Here is a 23,771-nt window from a genome sequence, read left to right on the forward strand (position 1 = left end):
GGCCCATTGCCGCCGTGCTGCATATGACTTCTTCCGCTGCTGCTTCACCTACTGAGATTGATTACCCGCACGCCCTGGCCGCCGCCGAGCAGCGCATCAACGAGCTGACGGCGGCCCTGGCCTACGCGCAGGCCAATGAGCAGGCCGTGCAGGCCCTGGCTTATCTGCCCGACGAAAACCCCAGCCCGGTGGTGCGCATCGGGGCCAACCTGCAGCAGCTGTACGCCAACTCGGCGGCTCGCGCCCTGGGTAGCCACCTCACGCGGGCCGAGCGCGTGCGGGTGCAGCACATCCTGCGCGCCGGCACCCGCAAGGCGCTGGCCCAAGGCACGCCCGAGCTGCTGGCTATTCAGGTAGGCCGGCACACGTTTGATGTTTCGGTGATGCCCTTGCCGGGGCAGCGCCACGCCAACCTCTACTTTGCCGATGTGACGGAGCGGGAGGCCGCCCGCCTGCAGCTACGCGAAAACCAGCAGTTTATGGAGCAGGTGCTCGACACCATTCCATCGGCGGTGATGGTGCGCGATGCCAACCAGCAGCTCGTATTCGGCAACCAGGCGCTGCATGGGCTGTGGAAAGTCTCGCCTTTCAGCGGCCCGCGGCCCCTGCCCCCGCAAACCATCGCCGAACTCAAGAAATCGGCGGCCCTCGATGCGCAGGTCCTGGCCACCGACGAAGAAGTAATTCTGGAAGAGTCGCTCACGCTCAGCGACGGCAGCACGCGCTGGTTTCAGGCCGTGCGCCGCCCCTTGCGGCGCCCCGACGGCACCGTGCAGGTGCTGGGCGTCAGCACAGATATTACGGCACTAAAACGCATTCAGCAAACCCTCGAGCGCAGCGAAAAGCAGTACCGCGACCTGATGACCTACGGCCAGGCCCTTATTGGCACCTGCGATATGCAGGGCACGGTCATCACCGCGAACCCGGCCCTGGCCCGCCTGCTGCGCGAAGACGCGGCCGCCATGGTGGGCACGTCCGTAACGGCGCACATGACCGAAGAGGACCGTGAGGGCTTCCCGTTTTACCTCCAGCAAATTACCTTTTCCGGCGAAGCCGAGGGCGTGCTACCGGTGTATCCGCGCGGCAGCGAGCAGCTGCGCTACCTGCACTACCACAACTACGTGGTGCGCGAGCCCGGCCAGGAGCCCTACATTGTATCGCACGGCCACGACATCACCGAGCGGGTGCTGGCCAGCAAGGAAATGAAGCGCGCCAAGGAAGCCGCCGAAGCGGCCGTGCGCGCCCGCGAAAACTTTTTGGCCAACATGAGTCACGAAATCCGCACGCCCATGAACGGCGTACTGGGCGTGGCCAACCTGCTGGCCAAAACCTCGCTCACGCCCGAGCAGCGCGAGTACGTGCGCATTATCCGGGGCTCGGGGCAGCACCTGCTCACGGTGCTGAATGACGTGCTCGACATGGCCAAAATCACCTCGGGCAAGCTGGAGCTAAACCCCGAGCCGTTCGACGTAAGCACCTCGATTCAGGAGGCGGTGAAGCCGCTCTCGCTGCAAGCCATCGAAAAAGGCATCGCCTGCGTGATGCACCAGCCGGCAGCTCACTTCCCCCCCGTGGTGGGCGACGCGCACCGCCTCAACCAGGTACTGCTCAACCTGGTCAGCAATGCCATCAAATTCACGCCCGCCGGCGGACAGGTGCTGGTCACGAGCGAGGCCCTGGCCGAAACTGCCGGCGAGCTAACCCTGCGCTTCGAGGTCACCGATACCGGCATGGGCATGGCCCCCGAGGTGGTGGCCCGTATTTTTGAGAGCTTCACCCAGGCGTATGCCGATACTGCCCGGCAATTTGGCGGCACCGGCCTGGGCCTGAGCATCAGCCGGGCCTTGGTGGAGCAGATGAACGGCACCCTGACCGTGGCCAGCACGCCCGGCCAGGGCAGCACCTTTGCCTTCACCCTCACCCTACCCAAGGCCGACCAGCACGCACCCGAGCCCATGCCGGCCGATAACTTTGATACCGGCGTGCTGCAAGGGGCCCGCGTGCTGCTCGTCGAAGACAACGAAATCAACCGCATGGTGGCCGCCTGGACGATGCAGAACTGGGGTATTGAAGTGATTGAGGCTGAGAATGGCCCCGATGGCCTGCAACTTTTCGAAACCGGTGGCCCCTTCGATGCTGTGCTCATGGACATTCAGATGCCCGGCATGAGCGGCGTGGAAGCCTCGGCCCACTTACGCCAACATTCCGACCCGGTGCGGGCCAGCGTTCCCATCCTGGCCCTCACGGCCAACGCCTTCCGCAGCGACCACGAGCGCTACCTCGCCGCCGGCCTCAATGACTGCCTGGCCAAGCCTTTCGATGAGCCCGAGCTGTATGCTAAGCTGCGCCGGCTGCTGCACCGCTAACCAAGTTGATTCCCATCCCCTCAACAAAAAACCCGTTTCCAATCTGGAAACGGGTTTTTTGTTGAGGGGATGGGATTCGCTCCTTTCCACCCATCACGCCCCTTAAAGCAGCTTAGAGCGTGTTTGGGAATTTAGTCGGCGGTAGCTCTTTGCAAACTCATCGTCAGATTGGCGAGCAGTATCCACGCCACGTGGCTCGCCGGGGTGCGTTCATAATCCACGACGATGCGTCGAAAGCAGTTGAGCCAGGCGAAGGTGCGCTCGACCACCCAGCGCTTGGCCACGGGCACGAAGCCGCGCACGGCACTGGGCGGCCGGCTCGCCACCTCATGCTGCCAGCCCAGCGCCTGGACCTGGTGGGCAAAACGGCCTTGATAAGCGCTGTCCGTCAGCACCTTCCGCAACCGACTGGCCCAAGCGGGGCGTAGCTGGTCGCGCTGGGGCAAGAGCGGTTGGACCGCCCGGCTATCGTGGCCGCTGGCCGCGTGCACGACGACTTGCCAGATGCGGCCGCCCGTGTCGCAGAGCACCTGGCGCTTGCGTCCATTCACGCGTTTGTGCGCGTCGAGACCGCGCTGCTGGTTCAGGCGCGGGGCCAGTTTGACACTTTGCGCGTCGACCGAGGCCAGCGAGGGGGTGGGCAGCCGGTTACGCGCCAGTCGGTCCACTCGGTTACCAGCCTGATTGAGCCGCTGAAACGTGCCATCGGTTTGCCAACGAGCAAAATAGTAGTACACCGCCGACCAGGGTGGGAAGTAAGCCGGCAGGCTGCGCCACTGGCAGCCGGTGCGGCACACGTAACGCAGGGCATCAATGACTTGGCGCAAGCACAAGCGGCGCTTGCGTTGCAGGGGCAGCAGCGGCGCAATAACTTGCCACTGCGAGTCAGTAAGGGGTTGATAGCACTCAACCATAAGGCGAACCGGAGCCTAGGAACTTCCGCCCCAACATACTGACTCGTTTCTTTTTTCCCTACCCAATTCCCAAACACGCTCTAAGACCGAAGCCGGGCACTTTTGCCAGTATCACTCGGCAGCGCGAAGCGGCGTACGGCGTGCCCCGCTGCGCACACACGCACACGCACACACTCACTCGTCGGCCGGCGCATCGGTCCGCTCCTGGGTTCGCTCCTGGCCCTGCGCCTCGGTGCGCGCGGCCAGCCGGTTAAAGCCCTCGACCATCGACTGCTCGCCGTGGTGGGCTTCGAGGTGGATGTAGACCATGGTGCTCTTCATGTCGGTGTGGCCCATAAAATTGCGCAGCGTGAAGGCATCGATGCCCATGCGGGCCATGAGCGTGCCGAAGGTGTGGCGGGCCGTGTGCGTGGCCACCGCCTGCCACTCGGGCATCACCTCCTCGTGCTTTTTGGTGCCCTTGTAGCGCACCCGCACGAAGGGCGCGTCGATGCCGGCCAGCTGCAGGATTTCCTTGATGGCCTCGGCCGACTTGGTGCGGCTGATAACGGGCAGCGCCCGCGAGCGGGGCCCTTCCTGGTAGCGGTCCAGAATTTCCTGCGCCATGGCCAGCACGGGCACCTGCACCTGAGAGCGGGTTTTTTGCTGGTCGAGGCGGATGACGTTGTTGGTGCCCTTGAGCCAGGCCATGCTGGGCGACTTCCTGGTAATGGCCTAGCTGCTCTTACTCACCCACGCCGCTGCGCTGGCGCTGTTCTGGTGGCTCCCAAGCTGGGCCGCCCGGCGGGATGCCGCGCGATTCAATGCCGCGCCCGCCGCCGATGATTTCCACGTCGTCTTCCATTGGCAAAAAATGCTGGAGCGGGCCGGCATCTTCGCGACCATAGTGCTGGTTTCAGGAGTTCCGGCGCTAATGTCAGGGGTTACCCCTTACATAGCAAGCTGCGCCGGCCTGCTCTGCGCTGGGGCCGGTCTGTGGACCTACCGCTTCAACCCGCTGCTCAATGTGGCCAGAGCATTGCCCTATGTGGACCGTTATTACGTGAGCCCCGACCCCCGCGCCGCCCGCTTCCCCGACAGGTGGCTGTGGCAAAGGGCGATGCGCGCCTACCCCGCCTACAACACTTGGAATGATGCCGAGCTACAACAAAACCGCCGGGCCTACGCCGCCTCGGAGCTACTCCTACTGCTGCGCGTGGTGCTGTGGGCTGGGCTGGCGGGCTAGGTGGCCGGGCTCAGCATGACAATTTTAACAGCATGACGATTTAGGATGCGGTCACCAGCTGCTGGATAAGCTGAGCAAAACACCAGACACACAAAAAAGCCCTGCTTTCTCAACCGAGGAAGCGGGGCTTTTAAGTAACAGGACGGGTCGCTTAGCCTTTGCGGCCGTTACCGTTACCGTTGCCCTTGCCGTTGCCCTTGCCGTTGCCGTTGGCTTTCAGGGTGAACATTAGCGTCACCTGACCGTTGGGCTCCGTCACGGCAACCGTGTTGTATACTTCGCCTTTGGTGACGCCCTCAATCACCTCGGTGTAGGTGGAGTTGAACACGACGCGCTGGGCCGGGCGGTACTCCGCCGGCACCGTCCCCACCCAGGTGGAGGAGGAGTTGCCCGAAGGCGTGATGATGAACTTTATCTGATTCATGTACACGCAGCCCGAAGGGGCGAGTGCGGGCACGCCCAGCAACGTATTGGTCATGCACTCCGGCTTGTCTATTTTGGAAACATACGCCCCGTGGCCCTGCTGGACGGCTGCACCCACACTTTTTTGCGCATACGCCGAGGAGCCTACCAGACCAAATCCAGCGAAAAGCACTACGGTTGCGAACTTCTGAAAAAACATCTTCATGTTGGTTGAATTAAAATGAATGGGACGAGCCCTATGTCCTACGCAGTCCAATCATTGTGCCAATATGTGGCCGGGGCCTTTGGCTCAAAACGGATGCTGGCCAATGCTCCAAAGCTCATTGCCGTAGTAGCAGTCCCACGTATCGCCACCAAGCAGGTATACCTCAACCCGGTGCCCCGTCGGCCCGACAACGAGCTGGCCGCGCCAGAGCACTTCGTAGTAGCGCCCGCCCTGCCCGAAGTGCACGATGCTGCCCACGGCGAAACGAAGGGGCGTGCTCATCTTATTCGCAGAGCCAGCCCGGCAGCCGCACGCTGACGGCGTAGTCCTCGAATCCTTCCAGGTCGCAGAAGCTGCGCAGGCCTAGTAGCTCATTGGCCGCCGTGTCGTAGGTGACCTCGGCGAATAAGCGGCATTAGTAAAGCGCATATAGATTGAGGTGGTCGGGTAAATGTGGACAGAATAGGGTCTTATCTTTCGAATGTCATGAAAGACAGCCCCCAACCCACCAAACGTCGTCGTTATGACGCCCCCTTCCGCGCCGAAGCTCTGCGTCTGGCGGGCGAGAGCCGCTCGACCCAGGCCGCGGCCCGCGCCCTCAATATCAGCCCTAAACTGCTCTACAAGTGGCAGAAAGAAGCCCTGACGCCCGTCGCGGCGGCGCGCGGGGCCGATTTGGACCCGGCTACCGCTGCCGAGTTGCGCCAGCTGCGGGCCTTGTCCCGGCGGCAGGCGCAGGAACTGGCCATTTTAAAAAAAGCCATCGCCATCTTCTCGCAGACCGACGACCTATGAGCCGCTACCGCTTCATCGACGAGCAGCGGGACCACTACCCCGTGCGGCTGCTCTGCCAAGTAGTAGCCGTGCCAGCCAGCGGCTACTATGCCTGGCACCACGCGCAACAGCCGGCCGTCGCTGCGCCAGAACCGGCCTGGGAAACGGCCCTGGTTAAGGTCTTCGGGGTGCACAAGCGCTGCTATGGCACGCGCCGCCTGCAAGTCGCGCTGCGCAAAAAGGGGTACCGGGTAGGGCGCCAACGCCTGCGCACAGCCATGCGCCGCCGGGGCCTGCGTGCGCTGCAGCCCAAGGCCTTTACCCCGCGCACCACCGACTCCACCCACGGCCTGCGCTGCGCGCCGAACCGGCTGCTGGACCAGCCCAAGCTCACCCGGGCCAACCGGGTTTGGGTCTCGGATATCACGTATCTGCCCCTGGCCAACGGTGATTGGGCCTACCTGTGTGCTTTTCAGGATATGGCCAGCAAGCAGGTCGTGGGCTGGCAAGTCGGGGCGACGATGCCCGAAGAATTGGTGACCAGGGCCTTACAGCGCGCGTTTTGGGCCCAGCCGCCCGCGCCGGGCCTGCTCGTGCACTCCGACCGCGGCGGTCAGTACTGCGGTAAGGCCTACCGGCAACTGCTGCACGACCACCAGGCCCTGCGCTCGCAGAGTCGCCGCGGGGACTGCTACGATAATGCGCTGGCCGAAAGCCTCTGGTCACGTCTCAAAACGGAGGTCCTGGAAGTCCGCGAGCGGCCCGTTTTTGCCGACCTGGCCGAGGCCCAGCGCAGCGTCGCCGACTATTTTGACTACTACAATCACGAGCGGCTGCACTCCAGTATCGATTACCAGGCGCCCTATCACGCTCACCAACAGCTTCTTCAACTCAACGCCCTAAACTGTCCAGCGTAACTAGACCACCTCAGATTTACCGCCTCGTTCTCAGCCTGCCAGCGCGTAGCCAGGAACGTGCCTTCGTTCAGGGCGACCACGAGCTGGGTCTCGTAAGAAAGCTGGTTGAACTGGTAGAGGGTCACAGGCCAGAGACGTAAGCCTTACATGTCAAACCACACTGTTAGCGCGATTGCTTAATTTTGATTATGGATACCCAAGCCGTTAACGATAACCTGCTAACAGTTGAGGAAGTATTAACCCTTGGCTTTCATCCGGTAGCCTGCAGGTTTTAAGATGAAGTGGGCAGATACGAGAAGAACCAACTTTGCGATGGAACGGCAGGGGAAACGTGGGTGATTAGCCTTCAAGCAAACGCCCACATCGAATTAACCGAACAGTTTGCAAGCTTGGGGGAAACGGTTCGATTTTCCGGCCGTTTTTTGTCAACCTCCTTTTTTATGCAACTGCTAGAATCAATTGGGTGGCTGTTGCAGATGGACTAAATATTAGTCCTTTAGGACCACAATTTTCTCTGGTAAGTAAGCTTTCCAGCTTCCTCTGCTTTGGTGATATAAGGGTATGGGTGCGCAGGCAGTGGCATTATTAATTCTCCATGCGGCATGGCTTCACGGGCTTCCTTTATCAAGGCGAGGGCATTTATGACGCCCACCGCCTTTATTACACTCCAAGCACATAATTGGGCCTCTTCCTCGCTAACATCGATTCTTTCGCCGTGAACAAGTTGATTACGAATGGCAATGGCATTGGTCGCTAAATTCTTATAAACGTCGGTTCCCTTAAATGCTTGTCCCGTCACCTCGGGCACCAGCTTTTCGCATATTTCAGAGATACCCATTGGATAATGCTTTTCGCCTGCTCTAAAGAGGGATTCGATTGACTCCGTAGCCGTTTGAATCATTTGGTTGTACGCCGCGCCTTCCTCGATTGCACCGTTCGCATCCTCCCGAGCGAGGCTTTTACATAACTCCGCAATCCCTTCCGGCATGGTCCGGTAGCCGGTTTTAAATTTCTTTGTGATGGCCGTTTTGCTTAAACCCTGTCCTTTGTACCGTGCTTCTAAAAATGGGGTTAGCAAAGCCTCTAACAACACGACCGAGTTAATAACGACCAATCGCCAACCCTTTAGAGATATGCGGTACCACACCTCGGAATGAAGCTCCAACACAGCATCCCGCTTACCTACAGCCAGCGCATCTTGGATTTTGGCTTCCGCTGTTTACCCGATGGTGTTATGGAAGGGAATTTGATGTTCAAGGAGACGCGGCATGAGCACTGGGCTGGTTTGCCTGTTTTCAAAGGTTTCCAACAAGCCGAAGAGGCAAACAGTATGCGCGGTAACGGTGGGCACGTAATGCTTCAAATTGAAGCTCTTGTAATATCGCAGAAAGGCGTTAAGACCTTCACAGGCCGCATCCGTCATGAATTCAGCTCGTCGGTCGTCCACCGTTGTATGGCCCGCCGAAGTAAGCTCTCCTAACTCCTCAAATTCAGCCACTACTTCAGTATAACCCGTGCTTTTGCTGATGCTGCCCATAAATTCGGCTGCAAAAGCATGCTCGTCAAATTGCATGCATCAGGCAGGTAGATGCGGTGTTTTTTTTGCGGAACCAAAACATGACCTGGCCCAATGCGCTACTTGCGACAAACGGCCGTCCGGATTCTACGATGGCCATACTTCCGGCAACTTCGGTAAAGGTATCCTCTACCAGAATCACAAACGGCAAATCAAACCGCAGTATTCTTTTGGTGGCGTTACCCAGCGATTCCCGTAAAGCCAAAGCCTCTTCGTCTGAGGCACTACGCGGACGATACCTGGCGTGGGGATCAGAATGGCTGGAGGGATTCACAAAGCGTTGAAAAAGAAGTTGAATAGAACTTCAGGCACACCGACAGGCACACCACGAAAAAACCCCATGCAAACCCTTGATTTACATGGAGTTTAATGTGCTCTGAGCCGCCTATCGGAGGCAAAAAACTGGAATTTGATAGAAGACAATCCTGAACACCAGCGCACACACTCACACGCACACCAATAAAAAAGCCTCGTAAAAAGCCCATTGGGAGCGTTTAACAAGGCTTTTTTAGATAACTGTTGAGGGGATGGGATTCGAACCCACGATGAGCTTGAGACCCATACACACTTTCCAGGCGTGCTCCTTCGACCACTCGGACACCCCTCAAGGATGGTGGTTGCTGGGGCAAAGATAGGGCGGAACAATGAGCAATGAACAATGAGCAATGAACAATTGCTGCCGATTGGCTGATTGTTCATTCTTCGTTGCTCATTGCTCATTGATTTCAAAGCGTTATCTCGCCGCGTAAGTCGGTGGCCAGCAGCTCGCGGGTACGGGCTTCACTCAGGCCCAGGCCCAGCACGAACATCAGCTTGGTGACAGCGGCCTCGGTGGTGATGTCGTCGCCGCCCACGATGCCTATTTCCGCTAAGCGCGCGCTGGTTTCGTACTTGCCCTGCACCACGCGGCCTTCCTCGCACTGGCTCACGTTGAGCAGCCACACGCCGCGCCGGCGGGCCTCGGCCAGGCACTCAAGGAACCACTCGGCGGTGGGTGCGTTGCCCGAGCCGTAGGTTTCGAGCACGCAACCGCGAAGGCCCGGCACGTGCAGCACGGCCGATACCACCGCTTCCGTAATGCCCGGAAACAGGGGCAGCACGGCTACCCCGGTTTCGAGGTTGGGGTGCACCTTGAGACGTGTACCGGGCAGCAGCCGGATGCTTTTGTCATCGAATGCCAGGCTGATGCCGGCGCGGGCCAGGGGCGGGTAATTCTCGCTTTTGAAGGCGGCAAACTGCTGGCTTTCGACCTTTTTGGCGCGGGTGCCGCGAATCAGGACGTCGTTGAAAAACACGCACACCTCGGGCACGCGCACGGTGCGGGCCCGGGGGTGGCGGGCGGCCGCGATTTCGAGGGCCGTGATGAGGTTGCGCTGGGCGTCGGAGCGGTTGGCCCCCACCGGCACCTGCGCCCCGGTGAAAACCACCGGCTTGCCCAAATGCTCGAGAATATAGCTGAGGGCGGCCGCCGAATAGGCCATGGTATCGGTGCCGTGCAGCACCACGAAGCCGTCGAAATCGGCATAGTGCCGCTCGATAAGCTGAGCCAGGAACAGCCAGTCGGCGGGGGTGACGTTGCTGCTGTCGATGGGTTCGGGCAGGCTGAGCAGCTCCAGCCGAAAAGGCAGACGCTTGAGCTCGGGCATCTTGCGGTCGAGTCGGCCAAACTGCATGGGCACCAGGTCGCCGGCGCGGCTCAGGGCCATGCCCACGGTGCCCCCGGTGTAGATGATGAGCAGGCGCGGAGCCGTGGCATCGGCCGCATCGGCGCGGGTGGGCAGGGGCAATAAGGGCAGGTCGAGGTCGGGCATGGGGTGGGGAAACGGGAATGCGCGGCGCAAGTTGGGCAACAATTATGTAGCACGCCGCCTTTGCTGCGTCGTTGTTGCCCGATACCGGAATAGCCGCGCAATCATCGTTCAGCGCGACGCGACAAAGGCTGGGTCCTGCTTAGCAACGCACCTTTTTCGCGCAACCGCAGCCCGGAGCGCCTCTCGCCCGTATTGCCTGCGGTACCCTCTCACCCATTTTCATGACTCCAACCGACTCCTCCCCTGCCAAACCCGTTTCCGACGTCATTCTCATTGGCGCGGGCATCATGAGCGCCACGCTGGGCGTGCTGCTCAAGGCCCTCGACCCCAGCCTCACCATCAGCGGCTACGAGCGGCTGGATGCCGTAGCCGCCGAAAGCTCCGACGCCTGGAACAATGCCGGCACTGGCCACTCGGCCTTCTGCGAGCTGAACTACACGCCGGAGCGGGCCGATGGCTCCATCGACATCAGCAAAGCCGATAAAATTGCCGAGCAGTTCGAGCTCAGCAAGCAGTTCTGGGCCTCGCTGGTGCAGGAAGGACCGCTGCCCGACCCCCGGGCCTTCATCCACAGCATCCCGCACATGAGCTTCGTGTGGGGCGCGGCCAACGTGGAGTACCTGCGCAAGCGCCACGCCGCGCTGCTCCACTCGCCGCTATTTAAGGGCATGGAATTCAGCACCGACCCGGCCCGGATTGCCGAATGGATTCCGCTGGTGATGGACGGGCGCGACCCGGCCCAGCCGGTGGCCGCCACGCGCATGGCCGTGGGCACGGACGTGAATTTTGGAGCCCTCACGCGAGCACTCTACGACCACCTGCAAAGCCTGCCGGGCGTGGACATGCACCTGGGCCACGAGGTGGAGGATTTCCGACACAAGGCCGACGGCATCTGGCGGCTGAAGGTGAAGGATTTGGCCACCGGCGAAAGCCGCATCGTGCGCAGCCGCTTCGTCTTTATTGGGGCGGGCGGGGGCTCGCTGCCGCTGCTCGAAAAGTCGGGCATTCCGGAGGCCAACGGTTTCGGCGGCTTTCCGGTGAGTGGGCAGTGGCTGAAATGCCAAAACCCCGAAGTCATTGCCCGGCACGAGGCCAAGGTGTACGGCAAACCGGCTTTGGGCGCGCCGCCCATGTCGATGCCCCACCTCGACACGCGCCAGATAAATGGCCGCAAGGAACTGCTGTTTGGGCCCTACGCCGGCTTCAGCACCAAGTTTCTGAAGGCGGGCTCGTACACGGATTTGTTCAAATCCATCGAGCTGGGCAACATCCGGCCGCTGCTCTATGCCGGGGCGCGCAACCTGGGCCTCACCAAATACCTCATCGGACAGGTGCTGCAAACGCCGGCCGAGCGCACGGCCGCCCTGCGCGAATATTACCCCGAGGCTAACCCCGCCGACTGGCAGCTGGCCGTGGCCGGGCAGCGCGTGCAGGTGATTAAGAAGGACAAGAAGGAAGGTGGCGTACTGGAATTCGGTACTGAGATGGTGACTTCCGCCGATGGCTCGATTGCCGCGCTACTGGGCGCTTCGCCGGGGGCGAGCACGGCCGTAGCCATCATGCTGGAGCTGGTGCAGAAGTGCTTTCCCGAGCGCGCCGCCTCGCCCGAGTGGCAGGCCCGGTTCCGACAGCTGGTGCCCTCGTTTGGCCAGCACCTAGCCGACACCCCGGCGCTGGCAGCGGCCGTGCGCGAGCACAGCCGCGCGGTGCTGCGGCTGGAGGCGTAGGTTTTAATAACGAGTTAAAAGCATGTCATGCTGAGCGCAGCCGAAGCATCTCTACTGCATCAGTAAAATTATTTACTTCAGCGGTAGTGATGCTTCGGCAGCGCTCAGCATGACGTTTTTATTTATCCTATTCCATCCATCGAAAGCCCCAATTCCGGCTAGCTTTGCGCTACACCCCAATCTGCGCAAACATGCTGAAAACCTACTTCTTCGCGCCGCTCCTGCTGCTGGCTGGTACGGCCTATTCCCAAACGCCACCCACTGAAACCCTTCTGCTGCGCGAGCCGGCCCTAAGCCGCGAGCACCTCGCCTTCAGCTACGCCGGCGACATCTGGCTCGCGGGCCGCGACGGCTCGAACCCGCAGCGACTCACCGTGGGCCCGGGGGTGGAAACCAGCCCCCATTTCTCACCCGATGGGCAGTCCATCGCCTTCACCGGCGACTACGACCGCAACGCCGACGTGTACGTGGTGGCGGTGAACGGCGGGCAGCCCCGACGCTTGACCTGGCACCCCTCGGCCGAAGTAGTGCGCGACTGGACGCCCGACGGGCAGCGCATCCTATTCAGTAGCTCGCAGGAGGCTTATGCGCGCTCGTTGCAGCTGTTTACCGTGCCCATGAGCGGCGGGCTGCCCACCCGCCTGCCGTTGCTGATGGGTGAGAAGGGCAGCTACTCGGCCGATGGCAAGATGCTGGCCCACACGCACATCACCAACGCTACCACCACCTGGAAGCACTACCGCGGCGGCCAGACCGGCCCCATCTGGCTGACGGATTTGCAGACCCTGGCCACGGAAGAGATTCCGCACGAAAACGCCACTGACACCAGCCCGCTGTGGCTGGGCGGCAAGGTATATTTCCTGAGCGACCGGGCCCGCACCAACAACGTGTTCGTGTACGACCCGAGCACTAAGAAAGTGGCCCAGCTGACCCGCCACACCGATTACGACGTGAAGGCATTGAGCGGCAACGGGACCGATTTGGTGTACGAGCAGGCCGGACGGCTGCACGTGCTGAACACCGGCTCGGGCCAGACCACCGACCTCAAAATCAGCATCTCGCCCGAGGTGCTGGCCCTGCGGCCGCAGTACCGCAGCGTGGCCGGCATGCTGCGCGGGGCGGCCATCAGCCCCACCGGCGTGCGCGCCGTAGTGGAGGCGCGCGGCGATGTGTTCACCGTTCCCGCCAAAAAAGGCGAGAGCCGCAACCTGACGCACTCCGACACCTCGCATGAGCGCTACCCGGCCTGGGCCCCCGATGGCGCGCACATCGCCTACGTGTCCGATGCTTCGGGCGAGTACCAGCTGCTGGTGCAGGACCAGCGCGGGCTGAAACCGGCCCAGGCCTACTCGCTGGGGCCGAACTCCTTTTACTTTAAACCAATGTGGTCGCCGGACAGCCGGAAAATTGCCTACACCGACAAGAAGCTGAACCTGTGGTACCTCGACCTGGCCTCGAAGAAAACCACCCGCGTGGCCGCCGACACCTACGGCCCGCTGCTGGGCGAACCAGCCCTCGACCCGGCGTGGTCGCCCGACGGGCAGTGGCTGGCCTACGCCCAGCAGATGCCCAACCACATGCGCACCGTGTGGATGTACCACCTGCCCAGCGGCCACCGCGTGGCCGTGAGCGACGGCCGCAGCGACGCCACCGCGCCCGCCTTCAGCCGCGACGGCAAGTACCTGTTTTTCACGGCCAGCAACGACGTGGCCCTGCGCGCCACCTGGCTCGATATGTCGTCGTACGACCGCAACAGCAAGCGCACGCTGTACGTGGCCGTACTCAACCGGCGCGACCCTTCGCCCTTCGCTCCGCAGAGCGACGAGGAAAAGGAAGCCATCACCAAGCCCGACTCGATTGTGGTGGGCAAGCCGGTGGGCAACCGCCCCGCCCCCAAGGTGGCGGTGAAAGACTTGAAACCGCGCAAGCCGGCTGCCATCGCCAAAGTGGAAATTGATACCGTGGGCCTAGGGCAGCGCATTCTGGCCCTGCCCGGCTCGGTGGTGGGCGAGCTCAGCAACGTGCAGGTGGCCGATGGCGAAAAAATCTTCTACCTCGAGCAACTGCCCGCCAGCGTAGCCGCCGGCCCCGACGCGCCCCAGGCCGCCCCTACCCAGCGCCTGCACCGCTACGATTTGAAGGAGCGCAAGAGCGAGCCGTATCTGGCGGAAGTGAACGACTACGCCGTGAGCGCCGACGGCAAAAAGCTGCTTTACATGGCTCCGCGCGATGTGTACGGCATCGTGGAAGCGGCCGGCAAACCCGCGGCCGGCGACGGCAAAATGGCCCTCACCGGGCTTGATGCCTACGTGGACCCGCGCCACGAGTGGGCCCAGATGTTTAATGAGGTGTGGCGGCTGGAGCGCGATTACTTCTACGACCCCGGCATGCACGGGCTCGACTGGGTGGCGACCAAGAAGAAGTACGCCGGCTTCCTGCCCCACGTGGCGCACCGGGCCGACCTCAACTACTTGTTTGCCGAGATGATGGGCGAGATGGTGGTGGGCCACAACTACGTGAGCGGCGGCGACATGCCCACTCTCACGGCCAACCCGGTGGGCCTACTCGGGGCCGACTACGAGGTGGTGGATGGCAACTATCGTTTCAAAAAGGTGTTCAATGGCGAGAGTTTCAACCCCAGCCTGCGTGCACCGCTGACCGGCCCCGGCGTGGGCGTGCGGGCTGGCGACTACCTGCTGGCCGTGAACAACCGCCCGTTACGTGGTACCGACAACGTATACAGCTTCTTCGAGAACACCGTGGGCAAGCAGCTTACGCTGCTGGTGAATGACAAGCCCACCGAGCGCGGGGCCCGCGAGGTAACTGTGGTGCCGGTGGCCAGCGAGGCCACCCTGCGCCGCATTGCCTGGGTAGAGGAAAACCGCCGCACGGTCGACCGGCTCACCGGCGGCAAAGTCGCCTACGTGTACCTGCCCAACACCGGGGCCGAGGGCTACGAATTTTTCAACCGCTACTACTTCAGCCAGCTCGACAAGCAGGCCGTGATTGTGGATGAGCGGTTTAACGGCGGCGGCTTCGTGGCCGACTACATTCTCGACCTGCTCAATCGGCCGCTGCTCAGCTACTGGGCCCCCCGCGAGGGCCGGGCATTTACGTCGCCGGGCTCGTCCATCTACGGGCCGAAGGTAATGCTGGTGAACGAGTTCGCCGGCTCGGGCGGCGATGCGCTGCCCGCGTTTTTCCGGCGGCGCGGGCTGGGCACCGTCATCGGCAAGCGCACCTGGGGCGGGCTGGTGGGCATTTCGGGCTACCCGCCGCTCATCGACGGCGGCAGCGTGACCTCCCCCAGCTTCGCCGTGTACAGCCCCGATGGCAAGTGGGAAATCGAAAACGAAGGCGTCGCGCCCGACATCGAAGTGGACGTGCGCCCTGCCGATACGCAGAATGGGGCCGACCCGCAGCTAGCCAAAGCCATCGAAGTAATTATGCAGGACCTGGCCAAGCAGCCGGCGAAGGCGCAGGGCATTCCGGCGCAGTACCCGTTGCGCGGCCGGGAATAACTGCCGTTTCAGCAGGAATCGATATGTGGAAACGTCATGCTTCATCTTGCGTCCGCGCAGCCGAAGCATCTCTACCGCAATAGTAAAACTGATTTACTGCTACGGTAGAAATGCTTCGGCTGCGCGGACGCAAGATGAAGCATGACGTTCTTTTTTGTGGTGCGGCTACCGGTTATTCATCACCCGAAACTGTTCATCCAGCTCGGCCCGCGAGGCCAGGCGTGACTTTTCGGAAGTACCAAAGCCTACTTCCTCCTCGCCCGTTGCCAGGCGGCCCATGACCGAATCGGCAAACTCCTCCACGTTCACGCCGAAGGTGTGCAGGCCCGGCCCGCCGAGGTCGGTATTCACGGCCGGGGGCACGATTTCGAGCACCGCAATGCCCTCCGGCTTCAATTGGTGGCGCAGCGAGAGCGTGAACGAGTGCAGCGCCGCCTTGGTGGCACTGTAGATGGGCACGAACGCGGCCGGCGCAAACGACAGGCCGGAGGTGACATTGATGATGGCCGCGCCCGGCCGCTGGCGCAGGTGCGGCACCAGCAGGGTGCTCAGGTGAATAGGCGCTTCGACGTTGATGACCAGTTCCTGCCGGCGGGTTTCCCAGTCGGTATCGTGGTCGTGAGCCAGCTGAATGCGGTTTTGAATACCGGCGTTATTCACCAGCACGTTCAGGTTGGGGTAGGTAGAGGTGGCCCAACGCACCAATTCCTGGCGCTGGGCGGGGTCGGCGATGTCGCACTGACGCACCACCAGGCCAGGATAGGCTTGCTGGGCTTCGGAAAGCTTATCGTCGCGGCGGCCCACGATAATGACCGTGCTGCCGGCCCGCAGGAAGCGCACGGCCAGCGCCAGGCCGATACCCGAAGCACCGCCCGTGACGAGAATAGTGTTGATGGCAAGGTTCATAGCAGCGCGGGGAAATAAACAAGTACGGCCCGGGCAACAAACCGGTCGCCCGTCCGGTTGTGCCCGGCCCCAAATAAGCCCGGCACTACCTGCGCCGCACCCTTAACTTGCAGTTTCATCCGCGCTATTTTTTGCTTTTCCATGATTAAACTTGAACCCTTCACTTCCGACGACTTCACTCAACTCATGGAATGGGTCGACGACGAGCGGTTGATGAAAGAATGGAGCGGCTCCATGTTTTCTTTCCCCCTCACCGAGGCCGGCCTGAGCTGGTATATTGAAGGCTCGAATGACGTGAACGACCCCAACGTCTTCATCTACAAAGCAGTCGATTTGAAAACCGGCATCACCGTCGGGCACATTTCGCTGGGCGGCATCAGCGAGCGCGACCGGGCCGGGCGCATCACCCGGGTGCTGGTGGGCAACAGCACCGAGCGCCGCCGGGGCATCTGCCAGGGCATGGTAAAGGCCCTGTTGCGCATCGGCTTTGAAGACCTGAAGTTGCACCGTATCAGCTTGGGTGTCTACGACTTCAACCACGCGGCCATCAATTGCTACCTCAAGTGCGGCTTTCAGGAAGAAGGGCGGATGCGCGACGTGGTACGCCACGGCGACGGCTACTGGACGCTGGTGGAAATGGGCATGCTGGAAGACGAGTGGCGCGTTTTGCACCCGCATGCTCCCGGGCCGGCCTGAGCAGTTGTGGCCGGGGCCCGCAGCCGCAAAAACGGCGTAAATTAGCTCGCTTTTCACCGTCTACTTTTGCCTCGTTACCATGAAATTGCTTCTACCTGGCACGCTGGCCTTGTTGTTGGCCAGCCCACTGGCATTCGCCCAGCAGGCCCCGATGGGCCTCGAAGGGGCAGCGGGCCAAAGCAACCTGCGCGACTTTGCCCGCGGGCTGCCCGCCGTGCTCCCAAACGGTGTTGAAGAAGGCGTGGTGGGTTCGCCCTACGCCGACAACCGCTGGCTGTTGGCCCGGCTCGACGTGCCCCACGCCCGCCCACTACCGCCCGTGGCGCTCAAGTACGACGTGCTGCACCACCGGCTGCTGATGCGGCCGCAGCTGAGCGGCCGCCCCGACTCGCTCGAACTCGACGACGCCCGCGTGGCTGGCTTTGTGCTTTCGGAGCCGGCCACGCCGCTTGGGCCCGGCCGCCAGCGCCGGTTTCGCCGGTTTGAGGAGTCGCCCGTGCCCGTGCAGCGCACCAGCTACGTTGAAGTGCTGCACCAGGGCCGCTATACCGTACTCATCCACCGCCGCAAAACCCTGATTCCGGCCGAGTTGCCGAGTGCTTACAACGCCGGGCACAGCGCCGCTACCATCGTCGACCATACCGACTATTACCTCCGCACGCCCGAAGGCCAGCTACGCCCCCTAAAGCTGTCGTTGAAAGCGCTGCAACAGGGGGCACCCGCTCTGGCATCGGCTCTACAAGCTGCCGTGCAATCCCGGATGCCCGGCAGCGAAGCCGACTGGGGCCTGGTGCTAGACGTAGCCGACCCCGCCGCCGCAAAGTAGCCTTGGGGCTAGGCGAGTAACGTGGCCACCTGGGTTTCCGACAGGTTAAGGCCAAAGTATCGGGCCAGGGCAGCCGAGTAGTCCTCATCTTCGGCCAGCACGGTAACCGTGCTGCTCCCATCCGGTAGCCGGACTTTCAGCTCGCGGTCGACCAGGGTGGCGCGGTATTCGGGCGTGGCGCGGGCGCAGATGCGCTGCTGCCGAAACGGCGAGTCGGGCGAGTTCGAGTAGAAGTAGCTCATCATCTGATAGTCGCTGGGCTGGGTCTCATCCAACGTAAAGGTGTAGAGGCTTTGCCACTGCCCATCCATCAGCAGCTGCACGTGGTAGTTATGCTGCGGAGCGGCCTGCAGGCGGTAGGTGTCGAAACCCATGCGGTGCTCGGGGCCCGCCAGCAGCGGAATAGGCTCCAGCAGCGTGTTGCCGCCGAAGCCCAGGTCGGCCACCCACGGCTCCCCGGCTACCTGCACCAGCAGGAGCTGGTGGGCGCGCGGGCGCAAGGGTTCGCCGGCAATCAGGTTGCGGCCCACCAGGTTGGTCACCGCAAAGCCCAGCTGCCGCAGCACCCGCCCAAACAGGCCGTTCAGCTCGTAGCAGTAGCCGCCCCGGCGCTCGGCCAGCAGCTTGCGGCTCAGGCTGGCCGCATCGAGGCCGATGGGGCGGCCGAGGTGAATATCCAGGTTTTCGAACGGAATGCTGTAGGCCTGCGCCCGGTGCAGTGCCACGAAGGTTTCGCGGGTGGGCGTGAGCGGGCCGGTGTAGCCGATACGGGCCACGTAGGCAGCAATATCAATCTCGGAATCGGGCATGGCGCGCAGGGGAAAAGCAGAATCAGCGGCCAATTACGCCAGAAACTGCGTGTTCGTCAGCTGCTCGCTCAGTTCCCACAGTTGCCGGGCGTGCTCGGGGGTGTTAAAGGCGCTTTTGACGGGCTCGGGCCTTTTCTTGTCGAAATAGCCGCCGCTGGTGCTGGTCACTGCCGGAGCCGAGGCCAGGAAAACGCTGGTTTCGGCCCCTTTTTCAGTCGAAATCATGAAGGGCCGAGCCAGCTGCACAAATGCACTCATCAGGCCATTGGCGGCACTACCGAAGCTGCTGGCCACCACGCCGGGGTGCAGCGCGTTGGTCGTGACGTTGCCGATGCCGTGCGCCCGCAAGCGGCGGGCCAGCTCCTGCGTGAACATAACGTTGTAGAGCTTGGTGTTGGCGTACACCGCAAATGCGCCGTAGCTGCGGGCCGACTGGAAATCGGCCAAATTAGGCCGTGCCATGCGGTAGGCGGTCGAGGCTACGTTTACCACGCGGGCGGCCGGGCTGGCTTTCAGTTTATCAAACAGCAGGCTGGTGAGCAGGAACGGCCCGAGGTGGTTGGTGGCCACACCCAACTCGTAGCCCTGGGGCGAAACCTGCCGCTGCGCCCCCAGAATCAGTCCGGCGTTGTTCACCAGCACGTCGAGACGCGGGTAGCGGGCGTTGAACTCGGCGGCGGCGCGGCGCACCTGGTCCAAATCGGCGAGGTCGGCCAGCAGCACGTCCACGTTTTCATGGCCAGCGGCGACCTTAATTTCCTGCTGAGCCGTGGCAGCCTTGTCGGCGTTGCGGGCCAGGATGACGACGTGCGCGCCCATTTTGGCCAGTTCGGTAGCCGTTACCTGGCCGATGCCGGACGTGGCCCCGGTCACGAGGATAATTTGATTCTGGAGATTGGGCATGGAAAATTATTTTCGCGGATGATACTTGCGTTAACGTAACCCCACCGTGAATACTTGGTTTCTCCGGGAAAAATCAATTCAACATTCCTTTTGAATGAACGTCATGTCTATCTGGCGTACGCGCAGCCGAAGCATCTCTACCGCAATCGACAATGATTACCGTGGCGGTAGAGATGCTTCGGCTGCGCTCAGCATGACGTTCTTTGGGTTTCCTCCGCTCCTCCCTCCTGCCCATGCGTGCCCTGCTGCTCATCGATATTCAAAACGACTTTCTGCCCGGCGGCCGACTGGCCGTGCCGGCCGGCGACGAAATTATTCCGCTCGTGAATGCTTTGCAACCGCAGTTCGACCTCGTGGTGGCTACACAGGACTGGCACCCGGCCGGCCACCAGAGCTTTGCCAGCTGCCATGCCGGCCGCGCGCAGTTCGAGCAGATTGACCTGCACGGCCTGCCCCAGGTGCTCTGGCCCGACCACTGCACCCAGGCCAGCAACGGCGCGGCCCTGGCCCCTGCCCTGCGCACCGAGCGCATCGAGGCCATCTTCCGCAAGGGCATGAACCCGGAAATCGACAGCTACAGCGCCTTTTTCGACAACGGCCACCGCAAAAGCACCGGCTTGACCGACTACTTGCGCGGCCGCAGCGTGACTGACGTAATCGTAGCTGGCCTGGCCGCCGATTACTGCGTGTACTACTCGGCCCTCGATGCGCTGGCCGCCGGCTTCGCCACCACCGTCATCACCGATGCCGTGCGCGCTATCTCAGCCGAAGGCTGGGCCGCCGCGCAAACCGACCTCACGGCTAAGGGGGCCCGGCTGCTGGCCAGCCCGGCGCTGCTCACTAAAGCATAATAACCCGCACAAAAAAGGCCCGGCGAATGCCGAGCCTTTTTTGTAAAAACCAGCCCAAAAATGCTCAAATATTGAGTTTCACGAGCTTCATGCCCAGCTCGCTCTTCTTTTTGTAGTAGTCGGTGATGAGCACGTAGCCGGGCTTGGCGGGGTACACAAACGAGTAGGTAGCGCCGCTCGTCAGGTCGATTTTATCGAGGGCGTACTTGCCGTTGTCGCCGAAGGCGATGTTGCCCACGTAGCCTTTGGCGGCTTCGCCTTTCTCCTTATCAAAGTTGAGGAACACCACGTTGAACTGCGTTCGGGCCTCGTTGCGCTGCAGGAACTGGTAGTCGAAGTCGCCCTGCGATTTGATGACCTGGCCCAGCAGACCCGCGCCCAGAAAGCCGCTGCCAGCGGGCAGCAAGGCGTTGGTCACGGTTTTGGGGTAGAACTTCACGCTGCTGAGGGTGGCCGTCGGGTCGAGCTCGAACACGAACATGTTGGCGATTTTACCCTTCGACACGCTCGCGCCGCGGCCGCCCAGGGCCGTGAGGGCAATGCCCAGGCCGTCGCCCACAATCTTGAACTGCTCGGCCACGATGTAGAGGTGGCCGTTGGCCCCCTTCACGATGGAGTGGTTGTAGTTCACGTAGTTGTCTTCGAGGCTAGGTTTGGCCTCGGCGGGCATCAGGGCCATTACTTCCCGCTGCCAGCCGTAGTTTTTCATGCTCGTCACCTTGCCCTTTTCATTGAAGCGCTTGATGAAGAAGCCCTGACTTTTGTTCACGAAGGGCTTGTCGTCGAGCTTGTAATACTCGCCCACGGCCACAAACTCGCGGGTAGCGGCATCGAAGGTGAAGGAGCTGAGCGAGAGCTGCTCGTTCTTGCTGGTCTCGACGGGCATGTCGAACACGCGCTTGCCGGTGGCCGCGTCAATGGCCAGCATCGACGAGGTTACCTGGCGCGACATCATCCCGTCGCGGCGCATCATCACGCCGAGCACGTATTTGTCGGTGGCCTCGGTCAGGCTCGCCATCTCGTATTGTTTCGAGTTCTCGTCGGAAGCGCAGCGCCACTTGGGCTGCAGCTTGTCGTCGTACATCACCAGGGCGTAGCCTTTGCCCATGCCCATGTAGCTGTTGCGGATGAAGCCCTGGCCCGGCACCGGAAACATCGTCATGCCGGAGCCCATCATGCCGGCGGCCTCGCCGCCGCCCTCGGCCGATTGCTGCTGCTGTTGCAGCATCATCTTGTCGGCGCGCGAGAGGTCCTCTATCACCTTGCTGCCCAGTTTTTTCAGGCCGGTGTCGTAGGTTTCCATCTCCAGCGTGCCCTCTTTGCCATTGAAGAAGTAGAGGGCAAAAGCCGAGCCGTTGAAGGTGTTGCGCAGCAGCGTGTAGCGGCCGGAAGGCTTCTGGATGGTGACGTTGGACACCTTGGCCAGGTTCTGGTCGTAGAAGTCGAGCAGGTAGTTGTCGGTTTTGCGGTCGGCCTTGTCGCCGCGGCCGAACATGAGGTAGCCCTTCACCTCGCCGTTGGCATAAATGGGCGACAGCGCCGAGCGGTGCATGTTGCTGATGCCGTTGAGGGTGGTGGTTTGGGCAAAGGCCGCCGGAGCTGCCAGCGCCAGCACGGCCGCCAGGGCCGCGCGCTTAACAATTTGCATACAGAAAAAAGGGTAAAAAGTGGGGAATAATGCGTTGGGAATAAGATTGGATGAAATCAAAAGTGGCGAAAGCACCTAGCGACGGCCCGTAGCGCGGGGGGCCGGCGGCACGGGCAGCAGCGCCGCGAACCGGCCCCGCGGGTAGCGCCGGCGGTAGTCGTCGCGCAGGGCCAGCACGGCGGGGTCGGTGGGCGGGGCGGCGAGGGCGGCGGCAGCGTAGCGGCCGGCCAGGGCAAATTCGTCGGCTGCCGCCGGGGCTTCAACCGGCGGGGCGGCCCGGGCAAAGCAGGTGCTCAGTTCGCGGAAATCGTCGGTGCGCAACTCGTGCAGCGTGCGCAGCAGCTCGTTGAAGTTGGCCGCCTGGCGCTCCGACACGTTGCTCACCACCTCGCTAAATGTGTGGGCTTGCAGGTGCTGGCGCAGCTCGAACAGGCTGAGCTGCACCATGGCGCGCAGGTAGCCGCTCTGCGGCTGCTGGGGCAGCAGCTGCAGGGCTTCGAACAGGGCGTGGTCGTAGCAGTCGTAGTCGAACCAGCTTTGCACCAGCTCCAGGCGGCTCAGGCGGCGGATGCGGTCGAAATCGGGCGGGCTAGGCGGCTGGGGGCCCTCGGCCACGCGCCCCTGGGACAGGCCCTGCACGAAGCGCATGCGCTTGCCGCAGTCGGGGTGCGATTTGAGGGTATCCGAGGTTTCGAGCACGGTTTTCGCCGCCGCCTGCACCGTGAAAATGGAGGCCGGCGCGGCCGCTGCGCCAAACGCGCGCGGAAACTGGGTGCAGCTGAACTGGGCGGCCAGCGGCAGTGGCGCAGGGTTTTCGGGCTGGTCGATAACGTCGAGCAGTTGCAGCGTGCGGTAGGCCTGCGGGGCCTCGTAGCTGGTGCGGGCCAGCAGCACGTAGCCCAGCGAGTCGGCCTGCCGCTCGAAGCGGCGGTGGTGGTAGCTGCTGCTCAGCGAAAAGCCCAGGGCCAGGGCCTTCAGCTGCGAGCTGATGTTGTACTCGGAGTTGACAATGCGCCGAAACTCGCGCCGCAGCTCTTTGCTGTGGATGGCGGTGAGGCGGTCGTGCAGGCCGGTTTCGAGGTGGTGGCTGGCCCCGTGGGCCAGCTCGTGGCAGAGCACGTAGGCCAGCTGGCTCTCGTTTTCGAGGCGGGGCAGCAGGCCCAGGTTCAGGAGCACGGTGCTGCGGCCCACGGCGCGGGCGTTGGGCTCGGGGTTGCGGGTGAGCACCAGCCGGGTACCGGCGGTCAGCTGCGGGTTGGCGCGCAGAATGCGGGCGAATACCTGGTGCACATAGGGCTCCACCACGGGGTCGAGCAGGGCGGCGTAGCGAATGGCATTGTACACATCGGCCGAGGCTTCCTGCACCACGCGGCCGTAGTGGGCACGGTACTCGCTGCTGCCGGCTTTGGGCACCGGCATTTCGGCGCGCAGAGCACTGCGCTGAGCCACGGCCAGCTCGTGGCGCTGCAGGGTATCGGGGCTGTAAAAAGGCCGGTAGGCCTCATCCTGGGCCGATGCGGCGGTAATGCTCAGCCAGCCCAGCAGCGCCAGGCAAAGAAATCGAAACATGAAGGCAGTGCGCGATATATTGGTAGAGCGCAAATTGACTATTTACTGGCTTCAAATCTACCTGCATATCATTCATTTCTAATCAGCCGCAGCAATTTATTTTT

At 62.2% G+C, this 23,771-nt stretch carries 22 protein-coding genes and 1 tRNA gene; 9 read left to right on the forward strand and 14 right to left on the reverse strand.

Annotation, left to right across the window (positions count from 1 at the left end; translation table 11 throughout):
• Window positions 1-23: 23 nt before the first annotated feature.
• Window positions 24-2,366, forward strand: a complete 2,343-nt coding sequence (locus ABIB44_RS03840; RefSeq protein WP_354583298.1) for an ATP-binding protein — start codon at window positions 24-26, stop codon at window positions 2,364-2,366.
• Between the two features lie 131 nt (window positions 2,367-2,497).
• On the opposite strand, the gene ABIB44_RS03845 is transcribed toward ABIB44_RS03840, so the two are convergent.
• Together ABIB44_RS03845 and ABIB44_RS03850 are read right to left on the reverse strand one after the other, a co-directional pair.
• Window positions 2,498-3,280, reverse strand: a complete 783-nt coding sequence (locus tag ABIB44_RS03845) for an IS5 family transposase (protein WP_354583299.1) — start codon at window positions 3,278-3,280, stop codon at window positions 2,498-2,500.
• Window positions 3,281-3,454: 174 nt separating this feature from the next.
• Window positions 3,455-3,970, reverse strand: a complete 516-nt coding sequence (locus tag ABIB44_RS03850) for a tyrosine-type recombinase/integrase (protein WP_354583300.1) — start codon at window positions 3,968-3,970, stop codon at window positions 3,455-3,457.
• Between the two features lie 223 nt (window positions 3,971-4,193).
• Here ABIB44_RS03850 and ABIB44_RS03855 point away from each other — a divergent pair, with 223 nt between their 5' ends.
• Window positions 4,194-4,505, forward strand: coding sequence for a hypothetical protein (locus ABIB44_RS03855; RefSeq protein ID WP_354583301.1), 312 nt, complete (start codon window positions 4,194-4,196; stop codon window positions 4,503-4,505).
• 151 nt (window positions 4,506-4,656) lie between these two features.
• Here the strand turns inward: ABIB44_RS03855 and ABIB44_RS03860 are convergent, their stop codons facing one another.
• A complete protein-coding gene (locus tag ABIB44_RS03860; protein ID WP_354583302.1) occupies window positions 4,657-4,983 on the reverse strand; it encodes a hypothetical protein in 327 nt (108 codons plus the stop codon).
• A 234-nt stretch (window positions 4,984-5,217) separates the two neighbouring features.
• A complete protein-coding gene (locus ABIB44_RS03865; protein ID WP_354583303.1) occupies window positions 5,218-5,415 on the reverse strand; it encodes a hypothetical protein in 198 nt (65 codons plus the stop codon).
• Between the two features lie 204 nt (window positions 5,416-5,619).
• On the opposite strand from ABIB44_RS03865, the gene ABIB44_RS03870 reads away from it, so the two are divergent.
• Window positions 5,620-5,928: a transposase gene (locus ABIB44_RS03870; RefSeq protein WP_354583304.1), complete on the forward strand. Its 309-nt coding sequence runs from the start codon at window positions 5,620-5,622 to the stop codon at window positions 5,926-5,928.
• Entirely contained in the window at window positions 5,925-6,824 is a 900-nt protein-coding gene (locus ABIB44_RS03875) for an IS3 family transposase (protein ID WP_354583305.1), read from the forward strand. The genes ABIB44_RS03870 and ABIB44_RS03875 overlap by 4 nt, the downstream gene beginning before the upstream one ends.
• A gap of 496 nt (window positions 6,825-7,320) precedes the next feature.
• Here the strand turns inward: ABIB44_RS03875 and ABIB44_RS03880 are convergent, their stop codons facing one another.
• The 5 genes from ABIB44_RS03880 to ABIB44_RS03900 all read right to left on the reverse strand — a co-directional run bounded on the left by ABIB44_RS03880 (window position 7,321) and on the right by ABIB44_RS03900 (window position 10,211).
• Window positions 7,321-7,938 (reverse strand): hypothetical protein, encoded by a 618-nt coding sequence (locus ABIB44_RS03880; RefSeq protein WP_354583306.1) that lies wholly within the window; start codon window positions 7,936-7,938, stop codon window positions 7,321-7,323.
• A 105-nt stretch (window positions 7,939-8,043) separates the two neighbouring features.
• On the reverse strand, window positions 8,044-8,397 hold the full coding sequence (locus tag ABIB44_RS03885; RefSeq protein ID WP_354583307.1) for a hypothetical protein: 354 nt from the start codon (window positions 8,395-8,397) through the stop codon (window positions 8,044-8,046).
• Entirely contained in the window at window positions 8,387-8,674 is a 288-nt protein-coding gene (locus tag ABIB44_RS03890) for a hypothetical protein (RefSeq protein WP_354583308.1), read from the reverse strand. The genes ABIB44_RS03885 and ABIB44_RS03890 overlap by 11 nt, the downstream gene beginning before the upstream one ends.
• A 245-nt stretch (window positions 8,675-8,919) precedes the next feature.
• Window positions 8,920-9,007: transfer RNA gene (locus tag ABIB44_RS03895), tRNA-Ser, on the reverse strand.
• Window positions 9,008-9,125: 118 nt separating this feature from the next.
• Entirely contained in the window at window positions 9,126-10,211 is a 1,086-nt protein-coding gene (locus ABIB44_RS03900; protein WP_354583309.1) for an asparaginase, read from the reverse strand.
• 221 nt (window positions 10,212-10,432) lie between these two features.
• On the opposite strand from ABIB44_RS03900, the gene ABIB44_RS03905 reads away from it, so the two are divergent.
• Window positions 10,433-11,938: a malate:quinone oxidoreductase gene (locus ABIB44_RS03905; protein WP_354583310.1), complete on the forward strand. Its 1,506-nt coding sequence runs from the start codon at window positions 10,433-10,435 to the stop codon at window positions 11,936-11,938.
• 191 nt (window positions 11,939-12,129) lie between these two features.
• A complete protein-coding gene (locus ABIB44_RS03910) occupies window positions 12,130-15,459 on the forward strand; it encodes a S41 family peptidase (RefSeq protein WP_354583311.1) in 3,330 nt (1,109 codons plus the stop codon).
• A gap of 165 nt (window positions 15,460-15,624) precedes the next feature.
• Here the strand turns inward: ABIB44_RS03910 and ABIB44_RS03915 are convergent, their stop codons facing one another.
• Window positions 15,625-16,365, reverse strand: a complete 741-nt coding sequence (locus ABIB44_RS03915) for an SDR family oxidoreductase (RefSeq protein ID WP_354583312.1) — start codon at window positions 16,363-16,365, stop codon at window positions 15,625-15,627.
• 141 nt (window positions 16,366-16,506) lie between these two features.
• On the opposite strand from ABIB44_RS03915, the gene ABIB44_RS03920 reads away from it, so the two are divergent.
• Both ABIB44_RS03920 and ABIB44_RS03925 read left to right on the forward strand, forming a co-directional pair.
• On the forward strand, window positions 16,507-17,061 hold the full coding sequence (locus ABIB44_RS03920) for a GNAT family N-acetyltransferase (protein WP_354583313.1): 555 nt from the start codon (window positions 16,507-16,509) through the stop codon (window positions 17,059-17,061).
• 79 nt (window positions 17,062-17,140) lie between these two features.
• Window positions 17,141-17,887 carry a hypothetical protein gene (locus tag ABIB44_RS03925; protein WP_354583314.1) on the forward strand — a complete coding sequence of 249 codons (747 nt, stop codon included), beginning with the start codon at window positions 17,141-17,143 and terminating at the stop codon, window positions 17,885-17,887.
• 8 nt (window positions 17,888-17,895) lie between these two features.
• Here ABIB44_RS03925 and ABIB44_RS03930 read toward each other — a convergent pair whose 3' ends face one another.
• Complete coding sequence (locus tag ABIB44_RS03930) at window positions 17,896-18,696, reverse strand: arylamine N-acetyltransferase family protein (protein WP_354583315.1); 801 nt, start codon at window positions 18,694-18,696, stop codon at window positions 17,896-17,898.
• Between the two features lie 33 nt (window positions 18,697-18,729).
• Complete coding sequence (locus tag ABIB44_RS03935; protein WP_354583316.1) at window positions 18,730-19,599, reverse strand: SDR family oxidoreductase; 870 nt, start codon at window positions 19,597-19,599, stop codon at window positions 18,730-18,732.
• Window positions 19,600-19,832: 233 nt separating this feature from the next.
• On the opposite strand from ABIB44_RS03935, the gene pncA reads away from it, so the two are divergent.
• The gene (gene pncA, locus ABIB44_RS03940) at window positions 19,833-20,450 is read left to right on the forward strand and encodes a bifunctional nicotinamidase/pyrazinamidase (protein WP_354583317.1); all 618 of its coding nucleotides are present in this window, start codon (window positions 19,833-19,835) and stop codon (window positions 20,448-20,450) included.
• Between the two features lie 64 nt (window positions 20,451-20,514).
• Here pncA and ABIB44_RS03945 read toward each other — a convergent pair whose 3' ends face one another.
• Both ABIB44_RS03945 and ABIB44_RS03950 read right to left on the reverse strand, forming a co-directional pair.
• Entirely contained in the window at window positions 20,515-22,098 is a 1,584-nt protein-coding gene (locus ABIB44_RS03945) for a DUF6770 family protein (protein WP_354583318.1), read from the reverse strand.
• 75 nt (window positions 22,099-22,173) lie between these two features.
• Window positions 22,174-23,667 (reverse strand): M48 family metalloprotease, encoded by a 1,494-nt coding sequence (locus ABIB44_RS03950; protein ID WP_354583319.1) that lies wholly within the window; start codon window positions 23,665-23,667, stop codon window positions 22,174-22,176.
• Between the last annotated feature and the right edge of the window lie 104 nt (window positions 23,668-23,771).

The sequence above is a fragment of the Hymenobacter sp. UYCo722 genome, from assembly GCF_040547115.1.
GTDB lineage: Bacteria > Bacteroidota > Bacteroidia > Cytophagales > Hymenobacteraceae > Hymenobacter.

Bases quoted from the DNA above. Each gene is read 5' to 3' on its own strand.
- ABIB44_RS03840 (WP_354583298.1), top strand. From the start codon at position 24: ATGACTTCTTCCGCTGCTGCTTCACCTACTGAGATTGATTACCCGCAC.
- ABIB44_RS03845 (WP_354583299.1), bottom strand. From the start codon at position 3,280: ATGGTTGAGTGCTATCAACCCCTTACTGACTCGCAGTGGCAAGTTATT.
- ABIB44_RS03850 (WP_354583300.1), bottom strand. From the start codon at position 3,970: ATGGCCTGGCTCAAGGGCACCAACAACGTCATCCGCCTCGACCAGCAA.
- ABIB44_RS03855 (WP_354583301.1), top strand. From the start codon at position 4,194: ATGTCAGGGGTTACCCCTTACATAGCAAGCTGCGCCGGCCTGCTCTGC.
- ABIB44_RS03860 (WP_354583302.1), bottom strand. From the start codon at position 4,983: ATGACCAATACGTTGCTGGGCGTGCCCGCACTCGCCCCTTCGGGCTGC.
- ABIB44_RS03865 (WP_354583303.1), bottom strand. From the start codon at position 5,415: ATGAGCACGCCCCTTCGTTTCGCCGTGGGCAGCATCGTGCACTTCGGG.
- ABIB44_RS03870 (WP_354583304.1), top strand. From the start codon at position 5,620: ATGAAAGACAGCCCCCAACCCACCAAACGTCGTCGTTATGACGCCCCC.
- ABIB44_RS03875 (WP_354583305.1), top strand. From the start codon at position 5,925: ATGAGCCGCTACCGCTTCATCGACGAGCAGCGGGACCACTACCCCGTG.
- ABIB44_RS03885 (WP_354583307.1), bottom strand. From the start codon at position 8,397: ATGCAATTTGACGAGCATGCTTTTGCAGCCGAATTTATGGGCAGCATC.
- ABIB44_RS03900 (WP_354583309.1), bottom strand. From the start codon at position 10,211: ATGCCCGACCTCGACCTGCCCTTATTGCCCCTGCCCACCCGCGCCGAT.
- ABIB44_RS03905 (WP_354583310.1), top strand. From the start codon at position 10,433: ATGACTCCAACCGACTCCTCCCCTGCCAAACCCGTTTCCGACGTCATT.
- ABIB44_RS03910 (WP_354583311.1), top strand. From the start codon at position 12,130: ATGCTGAAAACCTACTTCTTCGCGCCGCTCCTGCTGCTGGCTGGTACG.
- ABIB44_RS03915 (WP_354583312.1), bottom strand. From the start codon at position 16,365: ATGAACCTTGCCATCAACACTATTCTCGTCACGGGCGGTGCTTCGGGT.
- ABIB44_RS03920 (WP_354583313.1), top strand. From the start codon at position 16,507: ATGATTAAACTTGAACCCTTCACTTCCGACGACTTCACTCAACTCATG.
- ABIB44_RS03925 (WP_354583314.1), top strand. From the start codon at position 17,141: ATGAAATTGCTTCTACCTGGCACGCTGGCCTTGTTGTTGGCCAGCCCA.
- ABIB44_RS03930 (WP_354583315.1), bottom strand. From the start codon at position 18,696: ATGCCCGATTCCGAGATTGATATTGCTGCCTACGTGGCCCGTATCGGC.
- ABIB44_RS03935 (WP_354583316.1), bottom strand. From the start codon at position 19,599: ATGCCCAATCTCCAGAATCAAATTATCCTCGTGACCGGGGCCACGTCC.
- pncA (WP_354583317.1), top strand. From the start codon at position 19,833: ATGCGTGCCCTGCTGCTCATCGATATTCAAAACGACTTTCTGCCCGGC.
- ABIB44_RS03945 (WP_354583318.1), bottom strand. From the start codon at position 22,098: ATGCAAATTGTTAAGCGCGCGGCCCTGGCGGCCGTGCTGGCGCTGGCA.
- ABIB44_RS03950 (WP_354583319.1), bottom strand. From the start codon at position 23,667: ATGTTTCGATTTCTTTGCCTGGCGCTGCTGGGCTGGCTGAGCATTACC.